General features: G+C 49.0%; 31 protein-coding genes. 29 read left to right on the top strand and 2 right to left on the bottom strand.

From position 1 onward, the window contains the following. The first annotated feature begins 7 nt into the window (after positions 1 to 7). The 26 genes from rplX to NI000_RS34475 all read left to right on the top strand — a co-directional run bounded on the left by rplX (position 8) and on the right by NI000_RS34475 (position 15594). Positions 8 to 361: a 50S ribosomal protein L24 gene (gene rplX / locus NI000_RS34600; RefSeq protein ID WP_081481723.1), complete on the top strand. Its 354-nt coding sequence runs from the start codon at positions 8 to 10 to the stop codon at positions 359 to 361. A gap of 32 nt (positions 362 to 393) precedes the next feature. Continuing rightward, the gene (rplE, locus tag NI000_RS34595; RefSeq protein ID WP_253415854.1) at positions 394 to 936 is read left to right on the top strand and encodes a 50S ribosomal protein L5; all 543 of its coding nucleotides are present in this window, start codon (positions 394 to 396) and stop codon (positions 934 to 936) included. Between the two features lie 51 nt (positions 937 to 987). Continuing rightward, on the top strand, positions 988 to 1173 hold the full coding sequence (locus NI000_RS34590; protein WP_010498863.1) for a type Z 30S ribosomal protein S14: 186 nt from the start codon (positions 988 to 990) through the stop codon (positions 1171 to 1173). Positions 1174 to 1206: 33 nt separating this feature from the next. Beyond that, positions 1207 to 1605 carry a 30S ribosomal protein S8 gene (gene rpsH / locus NI000_RS34585; protein ID WP_010498862.1) on the top strand — a complete coding sequence of 133 codons (399 nt, stop codon included), beginning with the start codon at positions 1207 to 1209 and terminating at the stop codon, positions 1603 to 1605. Positions 1606 to 1636: 31 nt separating this feature from the next. Then, entirely contained in the window at positions 1637 to 2179 is a 543-nt protein-coding gene (gene rplF, locus NI000_RS34580) for a 50S ribosomal protein L6 (protein WP_010498859.1), read from the top strand. 65 nt (positions 2180 to 2244) lie between these two features. Next, complete coding sequence (gene rplR / locus NI000_RS34575) at positions 2245 to 2613, top strand: 50S ribosomal protein L18 (RefSeq protein WP_253415853.1); 369 nt, start codon at positions 2245 to 2247, stop codon at positions 2611 to 2613. A gap of 29 nt (positions 2614 to 2642) precedes the next feature. Next, positions 2643 to 3140, top strand: a complete 498-nt coding sequence (gene rpsE, locus NI000_RS34570) for a 30S ribosomal protein S5 (RefSeq protein ID WP_010498854.1) — start codon at positions 2643 to 2645, stop codon at positions 3138 to 3140. Positions 3141 to 3150: 10 nt separating this feature from the next. After that, positions 3151 to 3339 (top strand): 50S ribosomal protein L30, encoded by a 189-nt coding sequence (gene rpmD, locus NI000_RS34565; protein ID WP_010498853.1) that lies wholly within the window; start codon positions 3151 to 3153, stop codon positions 3337 to 3339. Positions 3340 to 3372: 33 nt separating this feature from the next. Further along, positions 3373 to 3813, top strand: coding sequence for a 50S ribosomal protein L15 (gene rplO / locus NI000_RS34560; protein WP_010498851.1), 441 nt, complete (start codon positions 3373 to 3375; stop codon positions 3811 to 3813). Continuing rightward, on the top strand, positions 3813 to 5114 hold the full coding sequence (secY, locus tag NI000_RS34555; protein WP_054976004.1) for a preprotein translocase subunit SecY: 1302 nt from the start codon (positions 3813 to 3815) through the stop codon (positions 5112 to 5114). Before rplO ends, secY begins: the two co-directional genes overlap by 1 nt. A gap of 84 nt (positions 5115 to 5198) precedes the next feature. Beyond that, complete coding sequence (locus NI000_RS34550; RefSeq protein ID WP_010498847.1) at positions 5199 to 5849, top strand: adenylate kinase; 651 nt, start codon at positions 5199 to 5201, stop codon at positions 5847 to 5849. After that, positions 5849 to 6601, top strand: coding sequence for a type I methionyl aminopeptidase (map, locus tag NI000_RS34545; RefSeq protein ID WP_010498845.1), 753 nt, complete (start codon positions 5849 to 5851; stop codon positions 6599 to 6601). Before NI000_RS34550 ends, map begins: the two co-directional genes overlap by 1 nt. A 6-nt stretch (positions 6602 to 6607) precedes the next feature. Beyond that, positions 6608 to 6916 (top strand): KOW domain-containing RNA-binding protein, encoded by a 309-nt coding sequence (locus NI000_RS34540; RefSeq protein ID WP_025851050.1) that lies wholly within the window; start codon positions 6608 to 6610, stop codon positions 6914 to 6916. 2 nt (positions 6917 to 6918) lie between these two features. Continuing rightward, positions 6919 to 7137: a translation initiation factor IF-1 gene (gene infA / locus NI000_RS34535; RefSeq protein ID WP_009676800.1), complete on the top strand. Its 219-nt coding sequence runs from the start codon at positions 6919 to 6921 to the stop codon at positions 7135 to 7137. A gap of 84 nt (positions 7138 to 7221) precedes the next feature. After that, positions 7222 to 7335 (top strand): 50S ribosomal protein L36, encoded by a 114-nt coding sequence (gene rpmJ / locus NI000_RS34530; protein ID WP_003333770.1) that lies wholly within the window; start codon positions 7222 to 7224, stop codon positions 7333 to 7335. 16 nt (positions 7336 to 7351) lie between these two features. Next, positions 7352 to 7720 carry a 30S ribosomal protein S13 gene (gene rpsM, locus NI000_RS34525; protein WP_253415852.1) on the top strand — a complete coding sequence of 123 codons (369 nt, stop codon included), beginning with the start codon at positions 7352 to 7354 and terminating at the stop codon, positions 7718 to 7720. 20 nt (positions 7721 to 7740) lie between these two features. Then, complete coding sequence (gene rpsK, locus NI000_RS34520) at positions 7741 to 8136, top strand: 30S ribosomal protein S11 (RefSeq protein WP_010498836.1); 396 nt, start codon at positions 7741 to 7743, stop codon at positions 8134 to 8136. A gap of 125 nt (positions 8137 to 8261) precedes the next feature. Beyond that, entirely contained in the window at positions 8262 to 9206 is a 945-nt protein-coding gene (locus NI000_RS34515; RefSeq protein WP_036691383.1) for a DNA-directed RNA polymerase subunit alpha, read from the top strand. Positions 9207 to 9255: 49 nt separating this feature from the next. Further along, the gene (rplQ, locus tag NI000_RS34510; RefSeq protein ID WP_010498832.1) at positions 9256 to 9621 is read left to right on the top strand and encodes a 50S ribosomal protein L17; all 366 of its coding nucleotides are present in this window, start codon (positions 9256 to 9258) and stop codon (positions 9619 to 9621) included. Positions 9622 to 9721: 100 nt separating this feature from the next. Continuing rightward, positions 9722 to 10498, top strand: coding sequence for a tRNA pseudouridine(38-40) synthase TruA (gene truA / locus NI000_RS34505; RefSeq protein ID WP_253415851.1), 777 nt, complete (start codon positions 9722 to 9724; stop codon positions 10496 to 10498). Between the two features lie 157 nt (positions 10499 to 10655). Next, complete coding sequence (rplM, locus tag NI000_RS34500; protein ID WP_253415850.1) at positions 10656 to 11093, top strand: 50S ribosomal protein L13; 438 nt, start codon at positions 10656 to 10658, stop codon at positions 11091 to 11093. A gap of 18 nt (positions 11094 to 11111) precedes the next feature. Next, positions 11112 to 11504: a 30S ribosomal protein S9 gene (gene rpsI / locus NI000_RS34495; RefSeq protein WP_010498826.1), complete on the top strand. Its 393-nt coding sequence runs from the start codon at positions 11112 to 11114 to the stop codon at positions 11502 to 11504. Between the two features lie 200 nt (positions 11505 to 11704). Further along, positions 11705 to 12397, top strand: a complete 693-nt coding sequence (locus NI000_RS34490; RefSeq protein ID WP_253415849.1) for a phosphoadenylyl-sulfate reductase — start codon at positions 11705 to 11707, stop codon at positions 12395 to 12397. Between the two features lie 30 nt (positions 12398 to 12427). Further along, positions 12428 to 13603, top strand: coding sequence for a sulfate adenylyltransferase (sat, locus tag NI000_RS34485; protein WP_253415848.1), 1176 nt, complete (start codon positions 12428 to 12430; stop codon positions 13601 to 13603). A 69-nt stretch (positions 13604 to 13672) separates the two neighbouring features. Beyond that, entirely contained in the window at positions 13673 to 14428 is a 756-nt protein-coding gene (cwlD, locus tag NI000_RS34480) for an N-acetylmuramoyl-L-alanine amidase CwlD (protein WP_253415847.1), read from the top strand. A 59-nt stretch (positions 14429 to 14487) separates the two neighbouring features. Then, on the top strand, positions 14488 to 15594 hold the full coding sequence (locus NI000_RS34475; protein ID WP_309247960.1) for an Mrp/NBP35 family ATP-binding protein: 1107 nt from the start codon (positions 14488 to 14490) through the stop codon (positions 15592 to 15594). A 31-nt stretch (positions 15595 to 15625) separates the two neighbouring features. On the opposite strand, the gene gerD is transcribed toward NI000_RS34475, so the two are convergent. Continuing rightward, the gene (gene gerD, locus NI000_RS34470) at positions 15626 to 16312 is read right to left on the bottom strand and encodes a spore germination lipoprotein GerD (RefSeq protein WP_253415846.1); all 687 of its coding nucleotides are present in this window, start codon (positions 16310 to 16312) and stop codon (positions 15626 to 15628) included. A gap of 135 nt (positions 16313 to 16447) precedes the next feature. Between gerD and NI000_RS34465 the strand changes: the two genes are divergently transcribed. After that, a complete protein-coding gene (locus tag NI000_RS34465) occupies positions 16448 to 17044 on the top strand; it encodes a KinB-signaling pathway activation protein (protein WP_253415845.1) in 597 nt (198 codons plus the stop codon). A 34-nt stretch (positions 17045 to 17078) separates the two neighbouring features. Here the strand turns inward: NI000_RS34465 and pdaB are convergent, their stop codons facing one another. After that, a complete protein-coding gene (gene pdaB / locus NI000_RS34460; RefSeq protein WP_253415844.1) occupies positions 17079 to 17864 on the bottom strand; it encodes a polysaccharide deacetylase family sporulation protein PdaB in 786 nt (261 codons plus the stop codon). A gap of 97 nt (positions 17865 to 17961) precedes the next feature. Here pdaB and NI000_RS34455 point away from each other — a divergent pair, with 97 nt between their 5' ends. Continuing rightward, positions 17962 to 18573 carry a stage II sporulation protein M gene (locus tag NI000_RS34455; protein WP_253415843.1) on the top strand — a complete coding sequence of 204 codons (612 nt, stop codon included), beginning with the start codon at positions 17962 to 17964 and terminating at the stop codon, positions 18571 to 18573. 188 nt (positions 18574 to 18761) lie between these two features. Next, positions 18762 to 18980 carry a hypothetical protein gene (locus NI000_RS34450; protein ID WP_036691499.1) on the top strand — a complete coding sequence of 73 codons (219 nt, stop codon included), beginning with the start codon at positions 18762 to 18764 and terminating at the stop codon, positions 18978 to 18980. Positions 18981 to 19198 lie beyond the last annotated feature (218 nt).

The following is a 19198-nucleotide window of genomic DNA, read 5'->3' as shown; positions in this document are numbered from 1 at the left end:
GTACACAGTGCCAAAACAACCGAAGAAACTCGAGTCTCACAACAATAAATTGCACGTGAAAAAAGACGATACGGTTTTTGTTATCACCGGTAAAGACAAAGGGAAGAAAGGCCGCGTTATCGCAGCATTCCCTCGTGAAAACCGTGTGCTGGTCGAAGGCGTGAACATGATCAAGAAGCATTCGAAGCCTTCCCAACAAAATCCGCAAGGCGGCATTATCACGCAAGAAGCTCCGATCCACGCATCCAACGTGATGTTGGTAGATCCGAAGAGCGGCCAACCTACTCGCGTAGGTTACAAAGTGCTGGACAACGGCAAAAAAGTTCGCGTTGCGAAAAAATCCGGCGAAGTTATCGACTAATCGTATAAGTAAGAAAGGAGGTACACGGATTCATGGCTGCAAGAATGAAAGATCGCTTTTTGAACGAAATTACGCCTTCCCTGATGCAGAAATTCAACTACACCACGGTGATGCAGGTTCCGAAAATTGAAAAAGTGGTTATCAACATGGGTGTTGGTGAAGCAGTTGCTAACTCCAAGGTACTCGATACCGCTGTTAACGATCTGCAGTTGATCTCCGGACAAAAGCCGGTTATCACCAGAGCGAAAAAATCGATCGCAGGCTTCAAGCTGCGTGAAAATATGCCGATCGGTGTGAAAGTTACGCTTCGCGGCGAGCGTATGTATCACTTCTTGGATAAATTGTTCAACGTTGCTCTTCCTCGCGTACGCGACTTCCGCGGCGTTTCCACCAAAGCTTTTGACGGCCGCGGTAACTACACGCTCGGTTTGAAAGAACAACTCATCTTCCCAGAGGTTGAGTACGATAAAGTGGATAAAGTGCGCGGTATGGATATCGTTATCGTCACAACGGCTAAAACGGACGAAGAGTCCCGCGAATTGTTGGCTCAATTGGGCATGCCGTTTTCCAAATAACATGCTTACGAAGCAAGTTTCCTAATGGAGACTTTGGAGGTGTAAACTGAAGTGGCAAAAACTTCGATGAAGATTAAGCAGCAGCGTCCTCCGAAATTCAAGGTGCAGGCTTACACACGCTGCGAACGCTGCGGTCGCCCGCATTCCGTACTACGGAAATTCAAAATTTGCAGAATTTGCTTCCGCGAATTGGCATACAAAGGCCAGATTCCTGGCGTGAAGAAAGCAAGCTGGTAAACTTTAAGCTCTCGGGAAGGAGGTTCACTACACATGGTTATGTCCGATCCAATTGCAGATATGCTTACACGCATCCGCAACGCTAACGTCGTTCGTCATGAAACTGTCGAAATTCCGGCTTCGAAGGTCAAAAGAGAAATCGCTGAGATCCTCAAGAAGGAAGGCTTCATTCGTGACGCTGAATATATCGAAGACAGCAAGCAAGGCATCATCCGCTTGTTCCTGAAATACGGCCCTAACAATGAGCGCGTTATTACAGGACTGAAAAGAATCAGCAAACCGGGCCTTCGCGTTTACGCGAAAAGCCAAGAAGTGCCTCGCGTACTTGGCGGTTTGGGAATCGCAATTCTGTCCACGTCCAAAGGCGTGATGACGGATAAAGAAGCTCGTCAATCCAAAGCTGGCGGAGAGGTAATCTGCTACGTTTGGTAATCTAGATTTTGAATGAACGGAGGTGCACAACATGTCCCGTATTGGTCGCAAACCGATCACGATCCCAAGCGGAGTAAACGTGACTATTGACAATACACTCATTACGGTAAAAGGTCCGAAAGGCACTTTGAGCCGTGAATTGCATAGAGATATGAAGATCAGCGTTGAGGACAATGTTCTGACCGTAGAACGTCCTTCCGACAATAAATTGCACCGCTCTCTGCATGGTACGACCCGCAGTGTCGTACAAAACATGGTTAGCGGAGTAACTGATGGTTTTGCTAAATCTCTTGATCTCGTCGGCGTAGGTTACCGTGCGAACAAATCCGGCAACAAGCTGGTTCTGAACGTAGGTTACTCCCACCCGGTTGAAATCGAGCCGGAGAACGGTATCGAGTTCGAAGTTCCTTCCAACACTAAGATCATCGTCAAAGGGATCGACAAAGAGTTGGTTGGAGCTACGGCAGCAAAAGTTCGTTCCGTTCGTGAGCCTGAGCCGTATAAAGGCAAAGGTATCAAATACGAAGGCGAGCGTATCCTTCGCAAAGAAGGTAAAGCCGGTAAGAAGAAATAAGGCTGCTTAAGCTGAGCGCATAATCCGAACTTCGGATGATCCAACTCGAAAGGAGTGAACCTCGAATGATTACTAAAGGCGATAAAAACAAAGCGCGTTTGAAAAGACATCTTCGCGTTCGTAAGAAAATTCAAGGAACGACGGAACGTCCTCGTCTGAACATTTTCCGTTCCTCTAAGCATATGTACGCACAACTGATCGACGACGTTAAAGGCGTAACGATCGCAGCGGCTTCTACGCAGGACAAAGAGCTCAAAGAAGGGCTCGGAAACGGCGGAAACGCAGAAGCAGCTTCGAAAGTCGGCGCTCTGATCGCTGAGCGTGCGAAAAAAGCAGGTATCGCGAAAGTCGTTTTCGACCGCGGCGGTTACCTGTACCATGGACGTGTTAAAGCACTTGCTGACGCTGCTCGTGAAGCAGGTCTTGAATTCTAATCCAATTCATCAATAAGGAGGTAAAGGACTTGCGTATTGATCCCAATACATTAGAACTGACTGAAAAAGTCGTTCATATTAACCGCGTAGCTAAAGTCGTAAAGGGCGGTCGCCGTTTCAGCTTTAGCGCACTCGTGGTTGTGGGCGACGGCAAAGGTTGGGTAGGCGCGGGAATCGGTAAAGCTTCCGAGGTACCTGATGCGATTCGCAAAGGTATCGAAGATGCGAAGAAAAACCTGATTCACGTTCCTATCGTCGGAACGACTATTCCTCACATGGTGATCGGACATTTCGGCGCAGGACGCGTATTGCTTAAGCCTGCTTCGAAAGGTACCGGAGTTATCGCCGGCGGCCCGGTTCGTGCGGTTCTTGAACTGGCAGGCGTAGGCGACATTCTGACGAAGTCCCTCGGGTCTTCGAACTCCATCAACATGGTTAACGCTACTCTGGAAGGCTTACAGCGCCTGAAGCGTGCGGAAGAGGTTGCTAAGCTTCGCGGTAAAACCGTAGAAGAACTCTTAGGTTAGGAGGGATACCATGGCTAAGCAACTGCAAATTACCCTCAAGCGCAGCCTGATCGGTCGTCCTGAAACTCAGCGTCGTACGGTTACGGCTCTCGGACTTCGCAAATTGCATCAATCCGTTACTCAACAAGACAATGCTGCAATCCGCGGCATGGTTAACCAAGTAAGCCACTTGGTCGAAGTTAAAGAAATTGAAGCTTAAGGTGTTAACATATAGCTAGAGGAGGTGCAAACGATGAAATTGCATGAGCTTTCTTCCGCTCCAGGTTCCCGCGATACGCGCAAGCGTGTAGGTCGTGGTATCGGTAGTGGGATGGGTAAAACAGCTACTCGCGGTCACAAAGGTCAAAACGCCCGTTCCGGCGGCGGTGTCCGTCCGGGCTTCGAAGGCGGTCAGAACCCGCTTTATCGTCGCTTGCCAAAACGTGGATTTAACAACAGATTCCGTACGGAATATGCGGTTATCAACGTAGAGGATTTGAACAAGTTTGCAGCAGGTACGGAAGTAACTCCTGAAGTTCTTTTGGAATCCGGCATCGTGAAAAACCCTAAAGATGGCATCAAAATTTTGGGTAACGGTGAAATCACGGTTCAGCTGAACGTTAAGGCTAGCAAGTTCTCCCAATCTGCGGTAGAGAAAATCCAGGCTGCCGGCGGTAAAACCGAGGTGATTTAATGTTTCGTACCATATCCAATATTATGAAAGTAGACGATCTGAGGAGACGGATCCTGTTCACCCTTCTGGTGCTGATCGTCTACAGAATTGGTGCTTTTATTCCGGTACCTAACATCAACACAGACATTCTCAAGCTTCAAGACCAAGCTAACGCAGGTGGTGTATTCGGCTTGCTGAATACATTCTCCGGCGGCGCGTTGTTCCAATTCTCCATCTTCGCGATGGGGATTATGCCGTATATCACGGCATCCATCATCGTGCAGCTTCTTTCCATGGATGTCATTCCGACATTCACGCAATGGGCTAAAGAAGGAGAAGTCGGCAGAAAGAAGTTAAGCCAGATCACCCGTTACGGGACCATTGTGCTAGGAATCATCCAAGCATTTGGTCTGGCGATCGGATTTAACCGTCTATATGCCGGTCTTGTGATCAATCCGAACTTTACGACGTATGCGTTGATCGCGATCGTGCTTACGGCTGGGACTGCTTTTCTGATGTGGTTAGGGGAACAAATCACCGAAAATGGCATTGGAAATGGTATTTCCATTATCATCTTCGCAGGGATTGTTGCGGCAATCCCGACTGGCATCGGACAAATATACCAAACGCAATTTGCAGATGCAGGCGGCGCGCTCTTCCTTAACATCTTGAAGGTCGTTATTATTGCCGTCGTGGTCATTGCCTTGATCGCCGGTGTGATTTTCGTCCAGCAGGGCGTTCGTAAAATTCCGGTGCAGTATGCAAAACGGGTGGTAGGACGCAAAATGTTCGGAGGACAGTCGACGCACATTCCGCTTAAAGTAAATGCGGCTGGCGTCATTCCGGTCATCTTCGCGCTTTCGCTGTTAGTGTTTCCTCCGACGATTGCAAGCTTCTGGAGAGGTAACGCTGTGGCGGAATGGATTATCACCAACTTGAACTACACGCATCCGCTCGGTATGGTGCTGTACGTTTTGTTGATCATCGGCTTTACGTATTTCTACACGTTTGTACAGATGAACCCTGTGCAAATGGCGGATCAGATGAAGAAAAATGGCGGATATATTCCAGGCATCCGTCCGGGCAAAACGACCTCGGTTTACTTGACGAGAGTCATGACCCGAATCACATTGTCCGGTGCGCTATTCCTGTCTGCCATCTCGATCCTTCCAATGATCATCGGTTCTGTGGCTGGGCTGCCGAACTCCGTTACCATTGGCGGTACGTCTTTGCTGATCGTTATCGGTGTAGGACTTGAGACGATGAAACAAATCGAAAGCCAACTGATCAAACGCCACTACAAAGGCTTCATTAATAAATAGCAAATAGGTACTGATAGTGAGCTTTTAGCTATCGGCACCTATTGTGCTGTTAGTATCGATAGATGCCAGTGGGGAGGAAGTCTGATGAACGTCATCTTTATGGGGCCCCCGGGTGCAGGAAAAGGTACTCAGGCGGAACGAATCGTTGATGAGTTTCAAATTCCGCATATTTCTACGGGAGACGCCTTTCGGCTGGCGATGAAGCAGGAAACGCCGCTCGGGCTCGAAGCGAAGAAGTATGTGGATCAAGGTTTGCTCGTACCGGATGAAATTACGATCGGGATCGTTCGCGAACGCCTTCAGCAGCCGGACTGCAGCAAAGGCTTTTTGCTGGACGGTTTTCCAAGAACCATCTCCCAAGCCGAAGCTTTGGATGAGATTGCGGCATCGCTGGGTAAAACCATCGAGCACGTGATCAATCTGAAAGTGGATCGGGATTTGCTGCTTGCCCGTTTGACAGGTCGCCGGATCTGTAAATCCTGCGGAGCTACGTATCATGTCTTGTTTAACCCTCCTGCACGTGAGCATGTTTGCGACAAATGTTCTGGTGAGTTGTATCAACGTTCGGATGACACCGAAGAAAAAGTAGGGACTCGTTTGGACGAGTATACCAATAAAACCGCTCCGCTTTTGGAGTATTATCGTAACAAGGGAATATTGCGTGAGGTTAACGGTGAGCAAGAGATTAATACGGTTACTGCACAAATCAGTTCACAATTGCGGGGGCTTGCGTAATGATCATCTGTAAGTCAGCTGCTGAATTGGAATTGATGCGGGAGGCGGGACGGATTGTCGCCGAAACGCATCGGGTGCTGCGGCAAGCCATTCAGCCCGATATTACAACGAAACAGCTCGACCAGATCGCAGAAGATTTTATTCGCAGTCAGGGCGCAATTCCGTCTTTTAAAGGCTACAATGGTTTTCCTGGCAGTATTTGCGCTTCGGTCAACGACGAACTGGTTCACGGCATACCCAGTCAACGAAAGCTTAAAGACGGTGACATCATCAGTATCGACATCGGTGCAGAGTACAAAGGATATCATGGGGATTCCGCATGGACCTACGGTGTTGGCGAGATTTCCGATACGGCCCGCAAGCTGCTCGAAGTAACCGAAAGGTCGCTTTATGCAGGACTTGCTGAAGCCAAGCCGGACGCCAGACTGTACACGATATCCCACGCCATTCAAAAAGTGATTGAAGATGAAGGTTTTTCGGTTGTTCGGGAATACGTAGGACATGGCATCGGAACGAAGCTCCACGAGGAGCCGCAGATTCCGAACTACGGTATTCCAGGGCGCGGTCCGCGGCTGAAGCCCGGTATGGTACTTGCAATCGAGCCGATGGTCAACGTGGGGGAACGTTATGTGAAGACCCTCGCAGACAATTGGACGGTTGTGACGGTGGATGGCACACTGTGCGCGCATTTTGAGCATACCATAGCGATTACGCCGGACGGCTACGAGATTTTTACGCTGCCCGGTAAGTAAAGCACGATGGCAACATCGAACATGCCCCAGATCGGACAAATCGTAAGGGTGAATCGGGGACGGGAATCCGGATCGTACGCTGTCATAATCGGCGTCGTAGACCAACGGTACGTGTGGATTGCAGACGGCGGAAAACGGAAATCAGACGCACCCAAAAAGAAAAACGTGATTCATCTTGAGCTTCTGCCGGCGATCAGCAGCGAAGTGGCTGATAGTATTATGACTACCGGTCGAGTCACCAACGGAAAGCTGCGGTTTGCATTGACGAAGTATGCGGACCATGAATCAGCGAAAGCGCAAGAGAAAGGAGAATGACTGTGGCCAAAGAAGATGTGATTGAAGTTGAAGGTACAGTGATTGAACCTCTTCCGAATGCAATGTTTAAGGTTGAACTGGAGAACGGTCATAAGATACTTGCTCACGTATCCGGTAAAATCAGAATGCACTTTATCCGGATCCTGCCCGGCGATAAAGTGACGGTCGAGCTTTCGCCCTATGATTTGACCAGAGGCCGTATAACCTATCGTTTTAAATAAATGTACGAAGTCAGTTTTCTCACGAAGCTCAGCTAACGCTTACGAAGTAAGTTTTCTAACGAAAACTCTTAGGAGGTTAACACCATGAAGGTTAGACCGTCGGTCAAGCCGATTTGCGAAAAATGCAAAGTCATTCGCCGCAAAGGGAACGTTATGGTAATCTGCGAAAATCCGAAGCATAAACAAAAACAAGGTTAAGGAGGTGCTGTGTTAAATGGCACGTATTGCTGGTGTAGACTTGCCTCGTGACAAACGAGTAGTAATCGCGCTGACCTACATTTTCGGGATCGGTAACACGACTGCTCAAAAAATCGTCGCTCAAACCGGTATCAATACCGATACTCGCGTTCGCGATTTGACGGAAGACGAAGTAAGCAAAATCCGCGACGTCATCGACAAAACGCTGAAAGTAGAAGGCGACCTGCGTCGTGAAATCGCACTGAACATTAAGCGCCTGATCGAGATCGGCTGCTATCGTGGCGTTCGTCACCGCCGCGGCCTGCCTGTTCGCGGTCAACGTACTAAAACAAATGCTCGTACGCGCAAAGGTCCTCGTCGTACGGTAGCTAATAAGAAAAAATAGTAAAGGGGGGTAACCTTTAAATGGCTAAACCTAAAAAAGTCGTTCGTACAAAACGTCGTGATCGGAAAAATATCGACTCCGGAGTGGCTCATATCCGCTCTACGTTCAACAACACTATCGTAACCATTACCGACCCGCACGGGAATGCAATCTCCTGGGCAAGCGCCGGTAACCTCGGCTTCAAAGGCTCGCGTAAAAGCACTCCGTTTGCTGCGCAAATGGCTGCCGAATCTGCGGCAAAAGCTGCTATGGAGCATGGCATGAGAGCAGTTGAGGTTATGGTTAAAGGACCGGGTGCAGGTCGCGAAGCTGCGATTCGTTCGCTGCAAGCTGCAGGTTTGGAAGTTAACCTGATTAAAGACGTTACACCGATTCCTCACAACGGTTGCCGTCCTCCGAAACGTCGTCGTGTCTAATTAGGATTGCTAAGCCAGGCGGTATAATTTTCCAAAAGTTGTGAATACTATTTGGATAGGCATACTGCGCGTTTATACGTCTTAAGTTATCCAAAGGGAAACGACGTTTGAAGGAGGGTGTAACCATGATCGAAATCGAAAAGCCGAAAATAGAAACCGTATCATTGAGCGAAGACGGCACCTACGGCAAGTTTGTCGTAGAGCCATTGGAACGAGGCTACGGAACGACTCTTGGGAACTCGCTTCGCAGAATTTTGCTTTCGTCTTTGCCGGGCGCCGCTGTGACGTCCGTGCAAATCGACGGCGTGCTGCATGAGTTCTCCACCATTCCGGGTGTCATGGAAGATGTTACGGAGATTATCCTGAACCTGAAAGGGCTATCGCTCAAGATTCACTCCGATGAGGAGAAAGTGCTCGAGATTGATGCCGAAGGTGAAGGGGCTGTTGTGGCTGGCGATATTCGCGGCGATAGCGATGTGGAAATCTTAAACCCTGATTTGCACATTGCTACGCTGTCCTCCGATGCAAGGCTGCATATGAGAATTCATGCGAGCCGCGGCCGGGGATACGTATCGGCAGACAAGAACAAAAAAGAGGATCAGCCGATCGGCGTGATTCCGATCGATTCGATCTACACTCCGATTACTCGTGTCAATTACAGCGTAGAAAATACTCGCGTCGGTCAAGTTACCAACTATGATAAGTTGACCCTTGAAGTTTGGACGGATGGTAGCATCCGCCCGGAAGAAGCCGTAAGCTTGGGCGCCAAAATTTTGACGGAGCATCTGATGCTGTTCGTCGGTCTGACCGACGAAGCCAAGGACGCCGAGATTATGGTGGAGAAGGAAGAGGACAAGAAGGAGAAAGTTCTGGAGATGACTATCGAAGAACTCGATCTCTCGGTTCGTTCCTACAACTGCCTGAAGCGCGCCGGCATCAATACGGTGCAGGAATTGATTACGAAAACGGAAGAAGACATGATGAAGGTCCGCAACTTGGGTCGCAAATCTCTGGAGGAAGTTCAAGAGAAGCTCGAAGAGCTTGGTCTTGGCCTGAGAATGGAAGATTAAGTCTTAAGTCGCGCACCTCTGACCAATCAAGCAGAAGGAGGTTGCTCACATGGCATACCAAAAGTTGGGTCGTGACTCCAGCGCGCGTAAAGCTTTGTTTCGCGATCTGGTAACCGACTTGTTCATACATGAGCGCATTCAAACGACGGAAGCGAAAGCCAAAGAACTTCGTTCCATCGCAGAAAAATTGATCACCTTGGCAAAACGTGGTGACTTGCACGCACGTCGGCAAGTGGCTTCCTTTGTTCGTCGCGAAGCGGCTAACGAAAACCAAGATGCGATTCAAAAGCTTTTCTCCGATCTGGCTCCTCGCTACGCTGAGCGTCAAGGCGGCTATACCCGCATTTTGAAGCTCGGACCTCGTCGCGGCGATGCTGCTCCAATGGTTTACTTGGAGCTTGTAGACCGGGCTTAAGAGAAAAAGGATGGGAAAGGGTGGACGGGATCTTACGATTCTGATGAAACCCTTTTTTTTGTAGGATCGAAAATTCGTTTTCCAAGCACGGAGGACTGCCGTGAGAAACATCAGCATGACGGTATCCTACAACGGGGCGAGCTACCATGGCTTCCAGACGCAGCCTCAGAAGATTACGATTCAGCAGCAGTTGGAGCAAGCTTTGTATCAGCTCACCCTCGAGGAGATCAAAGTGACGGCTTCGGGGCGGACCGATGCGGGGGTTCATGCGCGGGGACAGGTTTTTAATTTTCAGACCGGTTCTCAAATCCCCATTGAACGCTGGTGCATGGCGATTAACTCGCGATTGCCGGATGATATTGTGGTATGGGATGCTAGGGTGGTGCCGGATGATTTTCATGCCCGAAGGTCCGCTAAGCTCAAGACGTACCGATATACGATACGATGCGGGAAATATCCGGACCTGTTTAAGCAGCACACGGAATTTCACCATCCGACTCCCCTTGATATAAAGGCCATGCAGGACGCGCTGAGCTGCTTTGTCGGCGAGCATGACTTCACTTCGTTTTGTTCGAGCCGATCATCGGCGGATAGCCATGTTCGCACGATCTTCGAAGCTCGCTTGGAATGCGAATCGATAGAGCCGCACTTGCAGTCGTACGCTATCCACATTTATTTGACCGGCAGCGGTTTCTTATATAATATGGTGCGGATCATTGTAGGTACCTTGATTGAGGTTGGCGAAGGGAAGCGGAGCCCGTCTAGTATTCGCGATGTATTGTCGGCGAAAGACAGGGCTTTGGCAGGGCCGACGGCGATGGCGCACGGGCTTATGCTGTGGGAAGTTTTTTACGGAAAAGATGCGCCAAATGCTTGATTACTGCATGCCGATGTAGTAAAATAACAAATGGTGTTTCTTATGACTGGCTACCCCACGGCCCCGGGTCAATGAAACGGCCAACCAACTTGTTATAACCTATAACCATGATAAATGAATGACCTGTGATGAAGATAGATTTAGGAGGAACATTAACATGCGTACCACATATATGGCGAAGGCTAATGAAGTTGAACGCAAATGGTACATCATCGATGCTACCGGCAAGACGCTTGGACGTCTGGCCAGCGAAGCGGCAAGCATTCTGCGCGGCAAACATAAGCCTCAATTCACTCCGCATGTAGACACTGGCGATTTCGTCGTTGTCGTCAATGCTGAGAAAATCGTTTTGACAGGTAAAAAACTGCAAAACAAAATGTACTATCGTCACTCCCTGCATCCGGGCGGTCTGAAAGTGACTTCGGCTCAAGATATGCTGAACAACAAGCCTGAGCGTATGTTGGAACTGGCGATTCACGGTATGCTTCCGAAAAACCGTTTGGGCAACCGCCTGAAAACGAAGCTTAAAGTGTATGCAGGTTCGGAACATCCGCATCAAGCACAACAACCTGAAGTTTGGGAACTTCGCGGTTAATAAAGGGAGGACTGTCTTGTGGCACAAGTACAATATTATGGCACCGGTCGTCGTAAGCATTCGGTAGCACGTGTACGTTTGGTACCGGGCGAAGGCCGTATCGTTATTAATAAACGCGAGCTGGACGAATACTTTGGTCTGGAAACGCTGAAATTGATCGTAAAACAACCGCTGAACCTGACTGAAACATTGTCCAAGTACGATGTATTGGTTTTGGCTCATGGCGGCGGGATCTCCGGACAAGCCGGCGCGATCCGTCACGGGATTTCCCGCGCTCTGCTGAAGGCAGATCCGGAATTCCGCGGCGCCCTGAAGAAAGCGGGCTTCTTGACTCGTGACCCGCGGATGAAAGAGCGTAAAAAGTACGGCTTGAAAGCTGCTCGTCGCGCTCCTCAATTCTCCAAACGTTAATATCGACACAACGAACCTTTCCGAATTCACTTCGGAAAGGTTTTTTTATTTTCACCGAACAAGCCTGAGAGCAATAAAATAAGGCAGAAGCCTAGACAAAATTTTAAATTGACAAAAAGGGTCCATCGTTTATAATAAAAATAAATAAAATAAAACACATAACTATACTCGGAATTAAACTAACGGAGGTGCGTAAAATCATGAATTTATTTGAAAAAGAGGAGTTAATCCGCCAAGCTGCAGAGGATTTTGAAGCTCAAAGCCCGGAGGCACTTTTATCCTGGGCGGTAGAAAGTTTCCCCAATATCACTTTAGCCTGTAGTTTTGGAGCAGAGGACGTCGTATTGGTCGATATGCTCCAGAAGGTCAGCCCCAAAACAGATATCTTTTACCTGGATACGAACGTGCATTTTCAGGAAACCTATGAAACCCGCGACCGCCTGCAGCAGCACTACGGAGTCGAATTCGTTCAAGTGCTCCCGAAGCTGACATTGGCAGAGCAGGCGCAGCAGTTTGGCGAAGAACTGTGGAAGAGCGCTCCGAACCAATGCTGTAACATCCGCAAAGTCGATCCCTTAACGGATATCCTCAAAAACTACGATGCCTGGATCACAGGAATTCGCCGCGACCAGGCGCCGACACGCGCCAATTCCAAGAAGGTTGAATACGACGTCAAGTTTGGTCTTATCAAATTCAATCCGCTCGCCGATTGGACATCTGAAGATGTATGGAGTTATATTCGAAGCAACAACATTATTTACAACCCGCTTCATGATCGGAACTACCCAAGTATCGGCTGCGAGCACTGTACCCGTCAGGTAGTGGCAGGTGAGGACCCGAGAGCGGGCCGTTGGGCCGGTTTCGAGAAGACGGAATGCGGACTTCACAAATAAGCAGAGAGGACAATGGGAGGGGCAATAGCGATGGGAGAAACTATTCGACCGCACGGTGGAACGCTCATTAATCGGGTGATTGAGGGCGAGAAAAGAACAAGCCTGCTGGAGCATGCTGCAACGTTATATTCGCTTAAAATCGACGCATGGACGATTTCCGATCTCGATTTGATCGGTGTCGGCGCTTTTTCGCCGCTTACAGGCTTTTTGGGTGAACAGGATTATCATTCAGTCGTGGAACGTATGCGCTTGGAAGACGGAACGGTCTGGAGCATTCCGATTACGTTAGCTGTTGATCCGCAAATCGCCAGTAACCTTGCGATCGGACAGGAAGTAGCGCTTGTAGGAGCCCAGGACGGCATCGTCTACGGCATTATTGAAGTTCAAAGCATTTATCATGTCGACCAACGCAAAGAAGCGCTGAACGTGTTTAAAACCGACGACGAGGCGCATCCCGGCGTCCAGAAGCTGTTCTCCCGGCCGTCTACCTATGTGGGCGGGCCGATCCAAGTATTAAACCGTCCGAAGCCGGATAAATTCGAGGAGTTTTACTACGATCCGGCTGTAACGCGGCTACTTTTTTCCGAGAAGGGCTGGAGGACCGTAGTCGGTTTCCAAACTCGGAATCCGGTTCACCGGGCGCATGAATACATTCAAAAAAGCGCTATGGAAATCGTCGATGCGCTCTTTCTGAACCCGCTCGTGGGCGAGACCAAGTCTGACGATATATCGGCGGATGTCCGGATGCGCAGTTACTTGGTTCTGCTGGAAAATTACTATCCGAAGGACCGCGTATTTTTGGGCGTATTCCCCGCAGCGATGCGCTATGCCGGGCCGCGTGAAGCGATTTTCCATGCGATGGTGCGGAAAAACTACGGCTGCACGCATTTTATTGTAGGGCGCGATCATGCGGGTGTAGGCGACTATTACGGAACGTATGAAGCACAGGAAATCTTCAGCAATTTCACTCCCGAAGAGCTTGGCATCACGCCGCTGTTCTTCGAGCACAGCTTCTTTTGCACCAAGTGCGGCAACATGGCCTCCAGCAAGACGTGTCCGCACGGCAAAGAAGACCATTTGCATCTGTCCGGAACAAAAGTTCGTGCGCTGCTGCGTGACGGCCAATGCCCGCCGCCTCAGTTCACGCGGCCGGAAGTAGCGGAAGTGTTGATCGAAGGTATGAAAGAACCTGAATATCAGGTATAAGCTAGGTATAATTGTCCACCTCGTCCCATAAGATGAAAGAGAGTCTAGGGATGTGAGGTGGATTTTTTCATGTTCGGAAAAAGAAAGAGGGTCGTCGTTTGGCTGACCATGCATAGCGGGATCAAAATCGTTATGTCAGCCTTGTTGGTGGCGCTCATGCTGTTTATGTTCACCTACGAGCTCCCATCCACCAAAACATGGACGTATTGGACGATGCCGTTGTCCGGCAAAATCATCGCATTGGATGCCGGGCATGGCGGGGCGGACGGAGGCGCTCGAAGTAAGGACGGGCTGGAGGAGAAGGATGTCAATTTGGCCATTGCCTTGCACCTTCGGGATTATTTGCAGCAGTCGGGAGCATTGGTGGTCATGACCCGGGAGGACGACCGGGACCTGGCCTCTCCGGAAACGAAAGGATACAGTAAACGCAAAACCGAAGATCTGCTGAAACGGGCTGAATTTGTTACCAAGCAGAAGTCCAATCTATTCGTCAGCATCCATCTGAACAGCATACCGTCCCCCCGCTGGTCGGGTGCGCAGACGTTTTTTTATCCGAATCATGCGGACAATTCGACCTTGGCAACGTTGATTCAGGAGGAAATGAAAAGGAACTTGAAAAATACGGATCGGGTCGCGAAGCAGGCCGACAAAGAAATCTATTTGCTTAAAGCGATGACCATTCCAAGCGCTCTCGTCGAAGTCGGTTTTTTATCCAATCCGGGTGAAGCTCAACTGCTTCGGGATCCGGCTTATCAGAAAAAGATAGCGACTTCCATTTATCAAGGCATTCTCCGGTACTATTCGGGTGAAAAAGTGGGCTCCTGATGAATTTGTGGTATAATATACCGCAGTAGAACTTAACTATGGATCGCCGAGGTGACATCGTGATAACCAAAGAACAATTGCTGGCTTTCGTAAGCCCGCTGAAGGACCTGGAGTTCGGCTTAAGCTTGGCCGGTTTGAATTTTATTCGCGATATCATGATCAAAGAACAACATGTGTCGGCAACCGTACTGCTGTCCAGTGATAACGAATCGTACAAGCAGCAGCTGCAGGATCAGATTGCTGAAGCTTTCAAACAAGCAGGCGCCACGGACGTTCACCTGCGTTTTCGGCTGCTGTCCGAATTCGAGCGCAACGAAGCGGCGCGCAAGGCTCAAGAATCCGCTTCTGTTCACGAAAAAAACGAGCAACCTTCCGAGCCTTCAGTCAACGTGCTTGACCCGCAATCGGGAGTGCGTTTCATTGCCATCGCGAGCGGAAAAGGCGGCGTTGGGAAGTCGACAGTCACGGTTAACCTGGCTGTAGCGTTAGCAAGATTAGGGAAGAAAGTCGGCTTGGTCGATGCCGATATTTACGGATTTAGCGTTCCCGACATGATGGGAATTGAAGAACGTCCGCAGCTCATGAACAACCGCATTATTCCGGTTGAACGATTCGGCGTTAAAGTGATTTCCATGGGCTTTTTTGTCGAAGAAAATACACCGGTCATTTGGCGCGGCCCGATGCTGGGGAAAATGCTCCGCAACTTCTTTAACGAAGTGGAGTGGGGCGAGCTTGATTATATTTTGCTGGACCTGCCCCCGGGGACGGGAGATGTGGCCCTGGACGTCCATCAGATGATTCCGCACAGCAAAGAAATTATCGTTACCACGCCCCATGCTACAGCTGCTTTTGTAGCGGCACGAGCAGGAGCAATGGCGATTCATACGGAGCATGAGATTATCGGTGTCGTCGAAAATATGTCGTACTATGCCTGCGGCAAATGCGGCAATAAAGAATATGTGTTCGGCCGTGGAGGCGGCGGCAAGCTGGCTGAGGAGCTGCATACGAAGCTGCTGGCGCAAATTCCTCTCGGCGTCCCGGACAACCATGTGGCCGAAGCGGACTATTCTCCTTCGGTTTATAAAGCCGATACCGAAACAGGGCTCATTTACCGTGACATGGCGGAGCAAGTCATCCAACAGCTAGAGGAAAAAGGATCAGCCTGAGGAGGCTGATCCTTTTTTTCTAACTTTAATGTTAACCTCCGCCGCTTCCACCGCCTTGCTTAGATCCGCCACCTTGCTTGCCTTGTCCTCCTTTTTGCTTATCCTTGCCTTCGCCTTCACCGCCCTTCTTCTTGCCTTTCTCCTCCTTAGGCTTCGATTCTTCCTGCAGCACCTTTTTCATCAAATCCATCATTTCCAAGCGGAAAATCGGACTTTGCAGTGATTCCTGAATGACAGCTTTGGTTTGAGTGCGGTAGGCCGTTCCCTTCAACGTATCCATTAGCATTGCTTCAAAATCCGGGCTCTTCATGGCATCCATCATGGCTTTTTGATATTCGGGGTCCTTTAATAATTCTTTTTGAAGCTGCTTGGTGTCTTTTTGAATGGCTTTTGCAAAATGACCGGCGAATTTCGGGTCGCTAATCATTTTTTGCAGAAACTGGTTGCTCTCCGTATCGGTCAATACATCCTTTACTGCAAGCTGAAGCTGCTGCGTATCACCGGCGGATAATAATTGAAGCTTGCTGTTCTCATGTATGGTAGCCTGTTGGATAGCTTTCCGCCCGTCTTCGGTTTTCAAAATATCGAGAACCATCGACTTGGTGTCTTTATAAGTATTCCCGCCGCCGGCGGATGAAGCTTGTGATTCGGAACCGCAGGAAGTTAAGAAGCCGACGATTAGGACAGCGGGTAAAAAACGAATCCATCGCGCAATCATCAGTTCGGGCTCCTTTCATTGTTTTGCCGTTAGTATTTGTTACGTCCCCGGGGATTAACACAATTGTTGTTAGCTTTTTATTGTGAAGGTTGGTACAATTAACTGTTGAAATGACTTATTGGGGGTATAGCGGTCGTGACGTTAAGAAAATGGTTTTATTTATTTTGGACCACGCTGCTGATCGGTGCGGTGGCGGCCGTTATTGCCGGGCTTGTACTACAATTGACGGACCAACAGGTTGAGCTCGGCGGAAAACAAATCGGCTTTAGTGTGATCACGATGATCCTTGGCGGTGCTACGATCAGTGTGTTGAGCCAGATGGGCTTTTTCGCTTATTTGATTGTCCGGTATATTATAGGCGGTATTCTTCGAAAATGGGCTTGGGATATCGTCCAAGTGATCATTACGGTGATCGTCTTGTTCGATCTGATCTATTTGCGTTATGTTAGCAGTGAGCAGCAGATGAGCTGGGGAGTGTATATGATCCTTCCGCTGTCGCTCATTCTGGTGTCGATCGGCGTAGCTTGGTGGAAAATAAAAATGACGAATCGCAGCGCCGCCATTCCGACATTATTCTTTATGATCGCGGTCACGGCGATCGAGGCTATTCCTTCCCTGCGGCTCGACAACGCGGCTTCTACAATCTTTATGATGGTTCCGCTGTACTTGTGCAATGCTTGGCAAATATTGATCCTCAGCAAAGTGCTGAACACAAATAAAGAGCCGATGTAACGGCTCTTGCTGTTTTTTCGTATAAGAAGCGGGGTTAACGTACAGGCTTCATGGTTTGATCTTCGACTGGCGGTTGATTGCCGACCTTCGTTTGCTTCATCAATTGACTGACGGTTACGAACTCGTAACCTTTTTCACGTAATTTGTCGATAATAACGGGGAGCGCTTCGTGGGTTTGCTTGACGGAGTCGCTGGCGTGAAATAAAACGATATCGCCAGGATGCGCTTTAGATAAGACGCGGTTGATGATCGTGTCGACCCCTTTATTCATCCAATCCTGGGAATCCGTATCCCATTGAATGACCGTATAACGCAGCTCGTTCGCGATCCGCAGCACGCGTTTGTCAAAATCGCCGTTAGGGAGCCGCAGCAGGTTCGGACTTGTACCGGTGACTTCTTGAATGATTTGGTGAGCCGTCTTAATTTGGGCGCGGATTTCCTCATCGTTCAAGCTGCTGTAGTTCACGTGCTTATGTCCGTGACTGCCGATTTCCCACCCGCCTTTGACGATTTTGCTTACGGTGTCGGGATGGCTTTTGGTCCATGGGGAGGATAAGAAGAAGGTAGCGTTTCGAATCCCCTTATTTTCCAAGATTTGAAGGATCGGCTCCGTGCGCGTATCCCCCCAGCTGATATCGAAGGTGAGAGCAATCACCTTTCTTTCCGTGGGAATGCTGTAGACCGCGGCGGGTTCGTATTGGGAGAAGACAGAAACATTTTCCCTTTCCGAATAAATGATGCCGATGGCGAACAGGACAGCAACGGTAATAATTAGCGCCTGTTTGAGCTTTTTGCCGTTCATGACATAAAAATAATTCACTGGCTAGGCCTCCTTTGCCCATCTCGTCCGGAAAGGCTTGTATTAGTAGATATGTATGCTCGTACCCTTATCTTATGCTTAAAAGGAGGGACTCTCTTTGAATTGGAAAAATGCAATTATGCAAATGAAGCTGATGAAACATTACTTTATTGCATCCACCTTGGTATTTGTCACGGGTATCGTGATGGGCGCTCTGTACTCCAGCCAGTTTCATGCGTTCATCAACGGCCAGCTCGAAGCGTTAAAACAAATCTCGGATTCCATTGCAAGCAAGCCGAATCAGCAATGGTCTTTATTTTGGCTCATTTTTTGGAATAATGCTTCCAAATCGTTATTGATCATCGCCTTAGGGCTGTTTTTCGGGGTATTCCCGCTGTTCTTTCTTCTTGCCAACGGCTTGCTGCTCGGCTACGTATGTATGGTATCGGCCCAGAAGCAATCGTGGCTGTATGTGATCAAAACAATCCTTCCCCATGGGATCCTGGAGATTCCAGCAATTATCGTGGCTTGCGCTTTCGGGCTGCGATTGGGCGTGATGGTACTGAAGATGCTGCTTTCTGCACTTAGTCCGACCCGTTCCGTCAAGACAAGAGAACAGTTTCTGCTGTTTATCAAAGCGCTGCTGCCTGTCAGTGTAATGCTTGTGGCAGTGCTGTTCTTAGCCGCGTTAATCGAAAGTACATTAACCTTATGGCTGGCCCGCGGATAAAAATAAATGAAACGCAAACACATAAAAATGCCCAAAACTGTGCATAACAGTAAAACACAAGACGGTTTTGGCGATATAAAGAGGTATGCAGACCAGCGCCGCCCTTCTTGGTTTGGGTTCGATTACGCTAATGCTGCATATCTCTTTTTGCATTTGCGCACTTCATTTTGGAAAGGGGCCACATCGGCATGCTTGGCTTTTTGTTTAATGAACGGGAATGCAGAGAACTGGATTACGTCCTGCGCAAGGAGCTGGATGAAATGCTCTTCGACTTGAGTGATAAGAGAATCGATGCGGACATCAAAACGGCGATCGAATCGCGGTACAAAGTCATTTTCCGCATGTATGCCCGCCTGGCCTCGCCTAAAGAAATCTCGAAATACGCAAGAAACCGGATGTACCATTAAAATAAATCGAAAAAACGCTTGACTTCCAGTGCGCTCTTATGATAATTTATTACTCGTTCTCCTTTTGCAAGCAAGCAGCTTCACCTCTGGAAACAAAAAGAAATAAAAAAAGCTTGCTTTTCGATAGGCGAATGTGATATATTATAAAAGTCGCCGCTAAACAAGGTGACAGCAAGAAACAAAGGCTGCAGAGCTTGATAGTGCAGCATTTGTTGAAG

Source organism: Paenibacillus tyrphae (assembly GCF_024158745.1).
GTDB lineage: Bacteria > Bacillota > Bacilli > Paenibacillales > NBRC-103111 > Paenibacillus_G > Paenibacillus_G tyrfis_A.
This window is presented reverse-complemented; position numbering and strand designations above follow the sequence as displayed.

Coding starts and splice junctions, on each gene's coding strand:
- rplE (WP_253415854.1), top strand. CDS start 394: ATGGCTGCAAGAATGAAAGATCGCTTTTTGAACGAAATTACGCCTTCC.
- rpsH (WP_010498862.1), top strand. CDS start 1,207: ATGGTTATGTCCGATCCAATTGCAGATATGCTTACACGCATCCGCAAC.
- rplF (WP_010498859.1), top strand. CDS start 1,637: ATGTCCCGTATTGGTCGCAAACCGATCACGATCCCAAGCGGAGTAAAC.
- rplR (WP_253415853.1), top strand. CDS start 2,245: ATGATTACTAAAGGCGATAAAAACAAAGCGCGTTTGAAAAGACATCTT.
- rpmD (WP_010498853.1), top strand. CDS start 3,151: ATGGCTAAGCAACTGCAAATTACCCTCAAGCGCAGCCTGATCGGTCGT.
- rplO (WP_010498851.1), top strand. CDS start 3,373: ATGAAATTGCATGAGCTTTCTTCCGCTCCAGGTTCCCGCGATACGCGC.
- secY (WP_054976004.1), top strand. CDS start 3,813: ATGTTTCGTACCATATCCAATATTATGAAAGTAGACGATCTGAGGAGA.
- NI000_RS34550 (WP_010498847.1), top strand. CDS start 5,199: ATGAACGTCATCTTTATGGGGCCCCCGGGTGCAGGAAAAGGTACTCAG.
- map (WP_010498845.1), top strand. CDS start 5,849: ATGATCATCTGTAAGTCAGCTGCTGAATTGGAATTGATGCGGGAGGCG.
- NI000_RS34540 (WP_025851050.1), top strand. CDS start 6,608: ATGGCAACATCGAACATGCCCCAGATCGGACAAATCGTAAGGGTGAAT.
- rpmJ (WP_003333770.1), top strand. CDS start 7,222: ATGAAGGTTAGACCGTCGGTCAAGCCGATTTGCGAAAAATGCAAAGTC.
- rpsM (WP_253415852.1), top strand. CDS start 7,352: ATGGCACGTATTGCTGGTGTAGACTTGCCTCGTGACAAACGAGTAGTA.
- rpsK (WP_010498836.1), top strand. CDS start 7,741: ATGGCTAAACCTAAAAAAGTCGTTCGTACAAAACGTCGTGATCGGAAA.
- NI000_RS34515 (WP_036691383.1), top strand. CDS start 8,262: ATGATCGAAATCGAAAAGCCGAAAATAGAAACCGTATCATTGAGCGAA.
- rplQ (WP_010498832.1), top strand. CDS start 9,256: ATGGCATACCAAAAGTTGGGTCGTGACTCCAGCGCGCGTAAAGCTTTG.
- rplM (WP_253415850.1), top strand. CDS start 10,656: ATGCGTACCACATATATGGCGAAGGCTAATGAAGTTGAACGCAAATGG.
- NI000_RS34490 (WP_253415849.1), top strand. CDS start 11,705: ATGAATTTATTTGAAAAAGAGGAGTTAATCCGCCAAGCTGCAGAGGAT.
- sat (WP_253415848.1), top strand. CDS start 12,428: ATGGGAGAAACTATTCGACCGCACGGTGGAACGCTCATTAATCGGGTG.
- cwlD (WP_253415847.1), top strand. CDS start 13,673: ATGTTCGGAAAAAGAAAGAGGGTCGTCGTTTGGCTGACCATGCATAGC.
- gerD (WP_253415846.1), bottom strand. CDS start 16,312: ATGATTGCGCGATGGATTCGTTTTTTACCCGCTGTCCTAATCGTCGGC.
- NI000_RS34450 (WP_036691499.1), top strand. CDS start 18,762: ATGCTTGGCTTTTTGTTTAATGAACGGGAATGCAGAGAACTGGATTAC.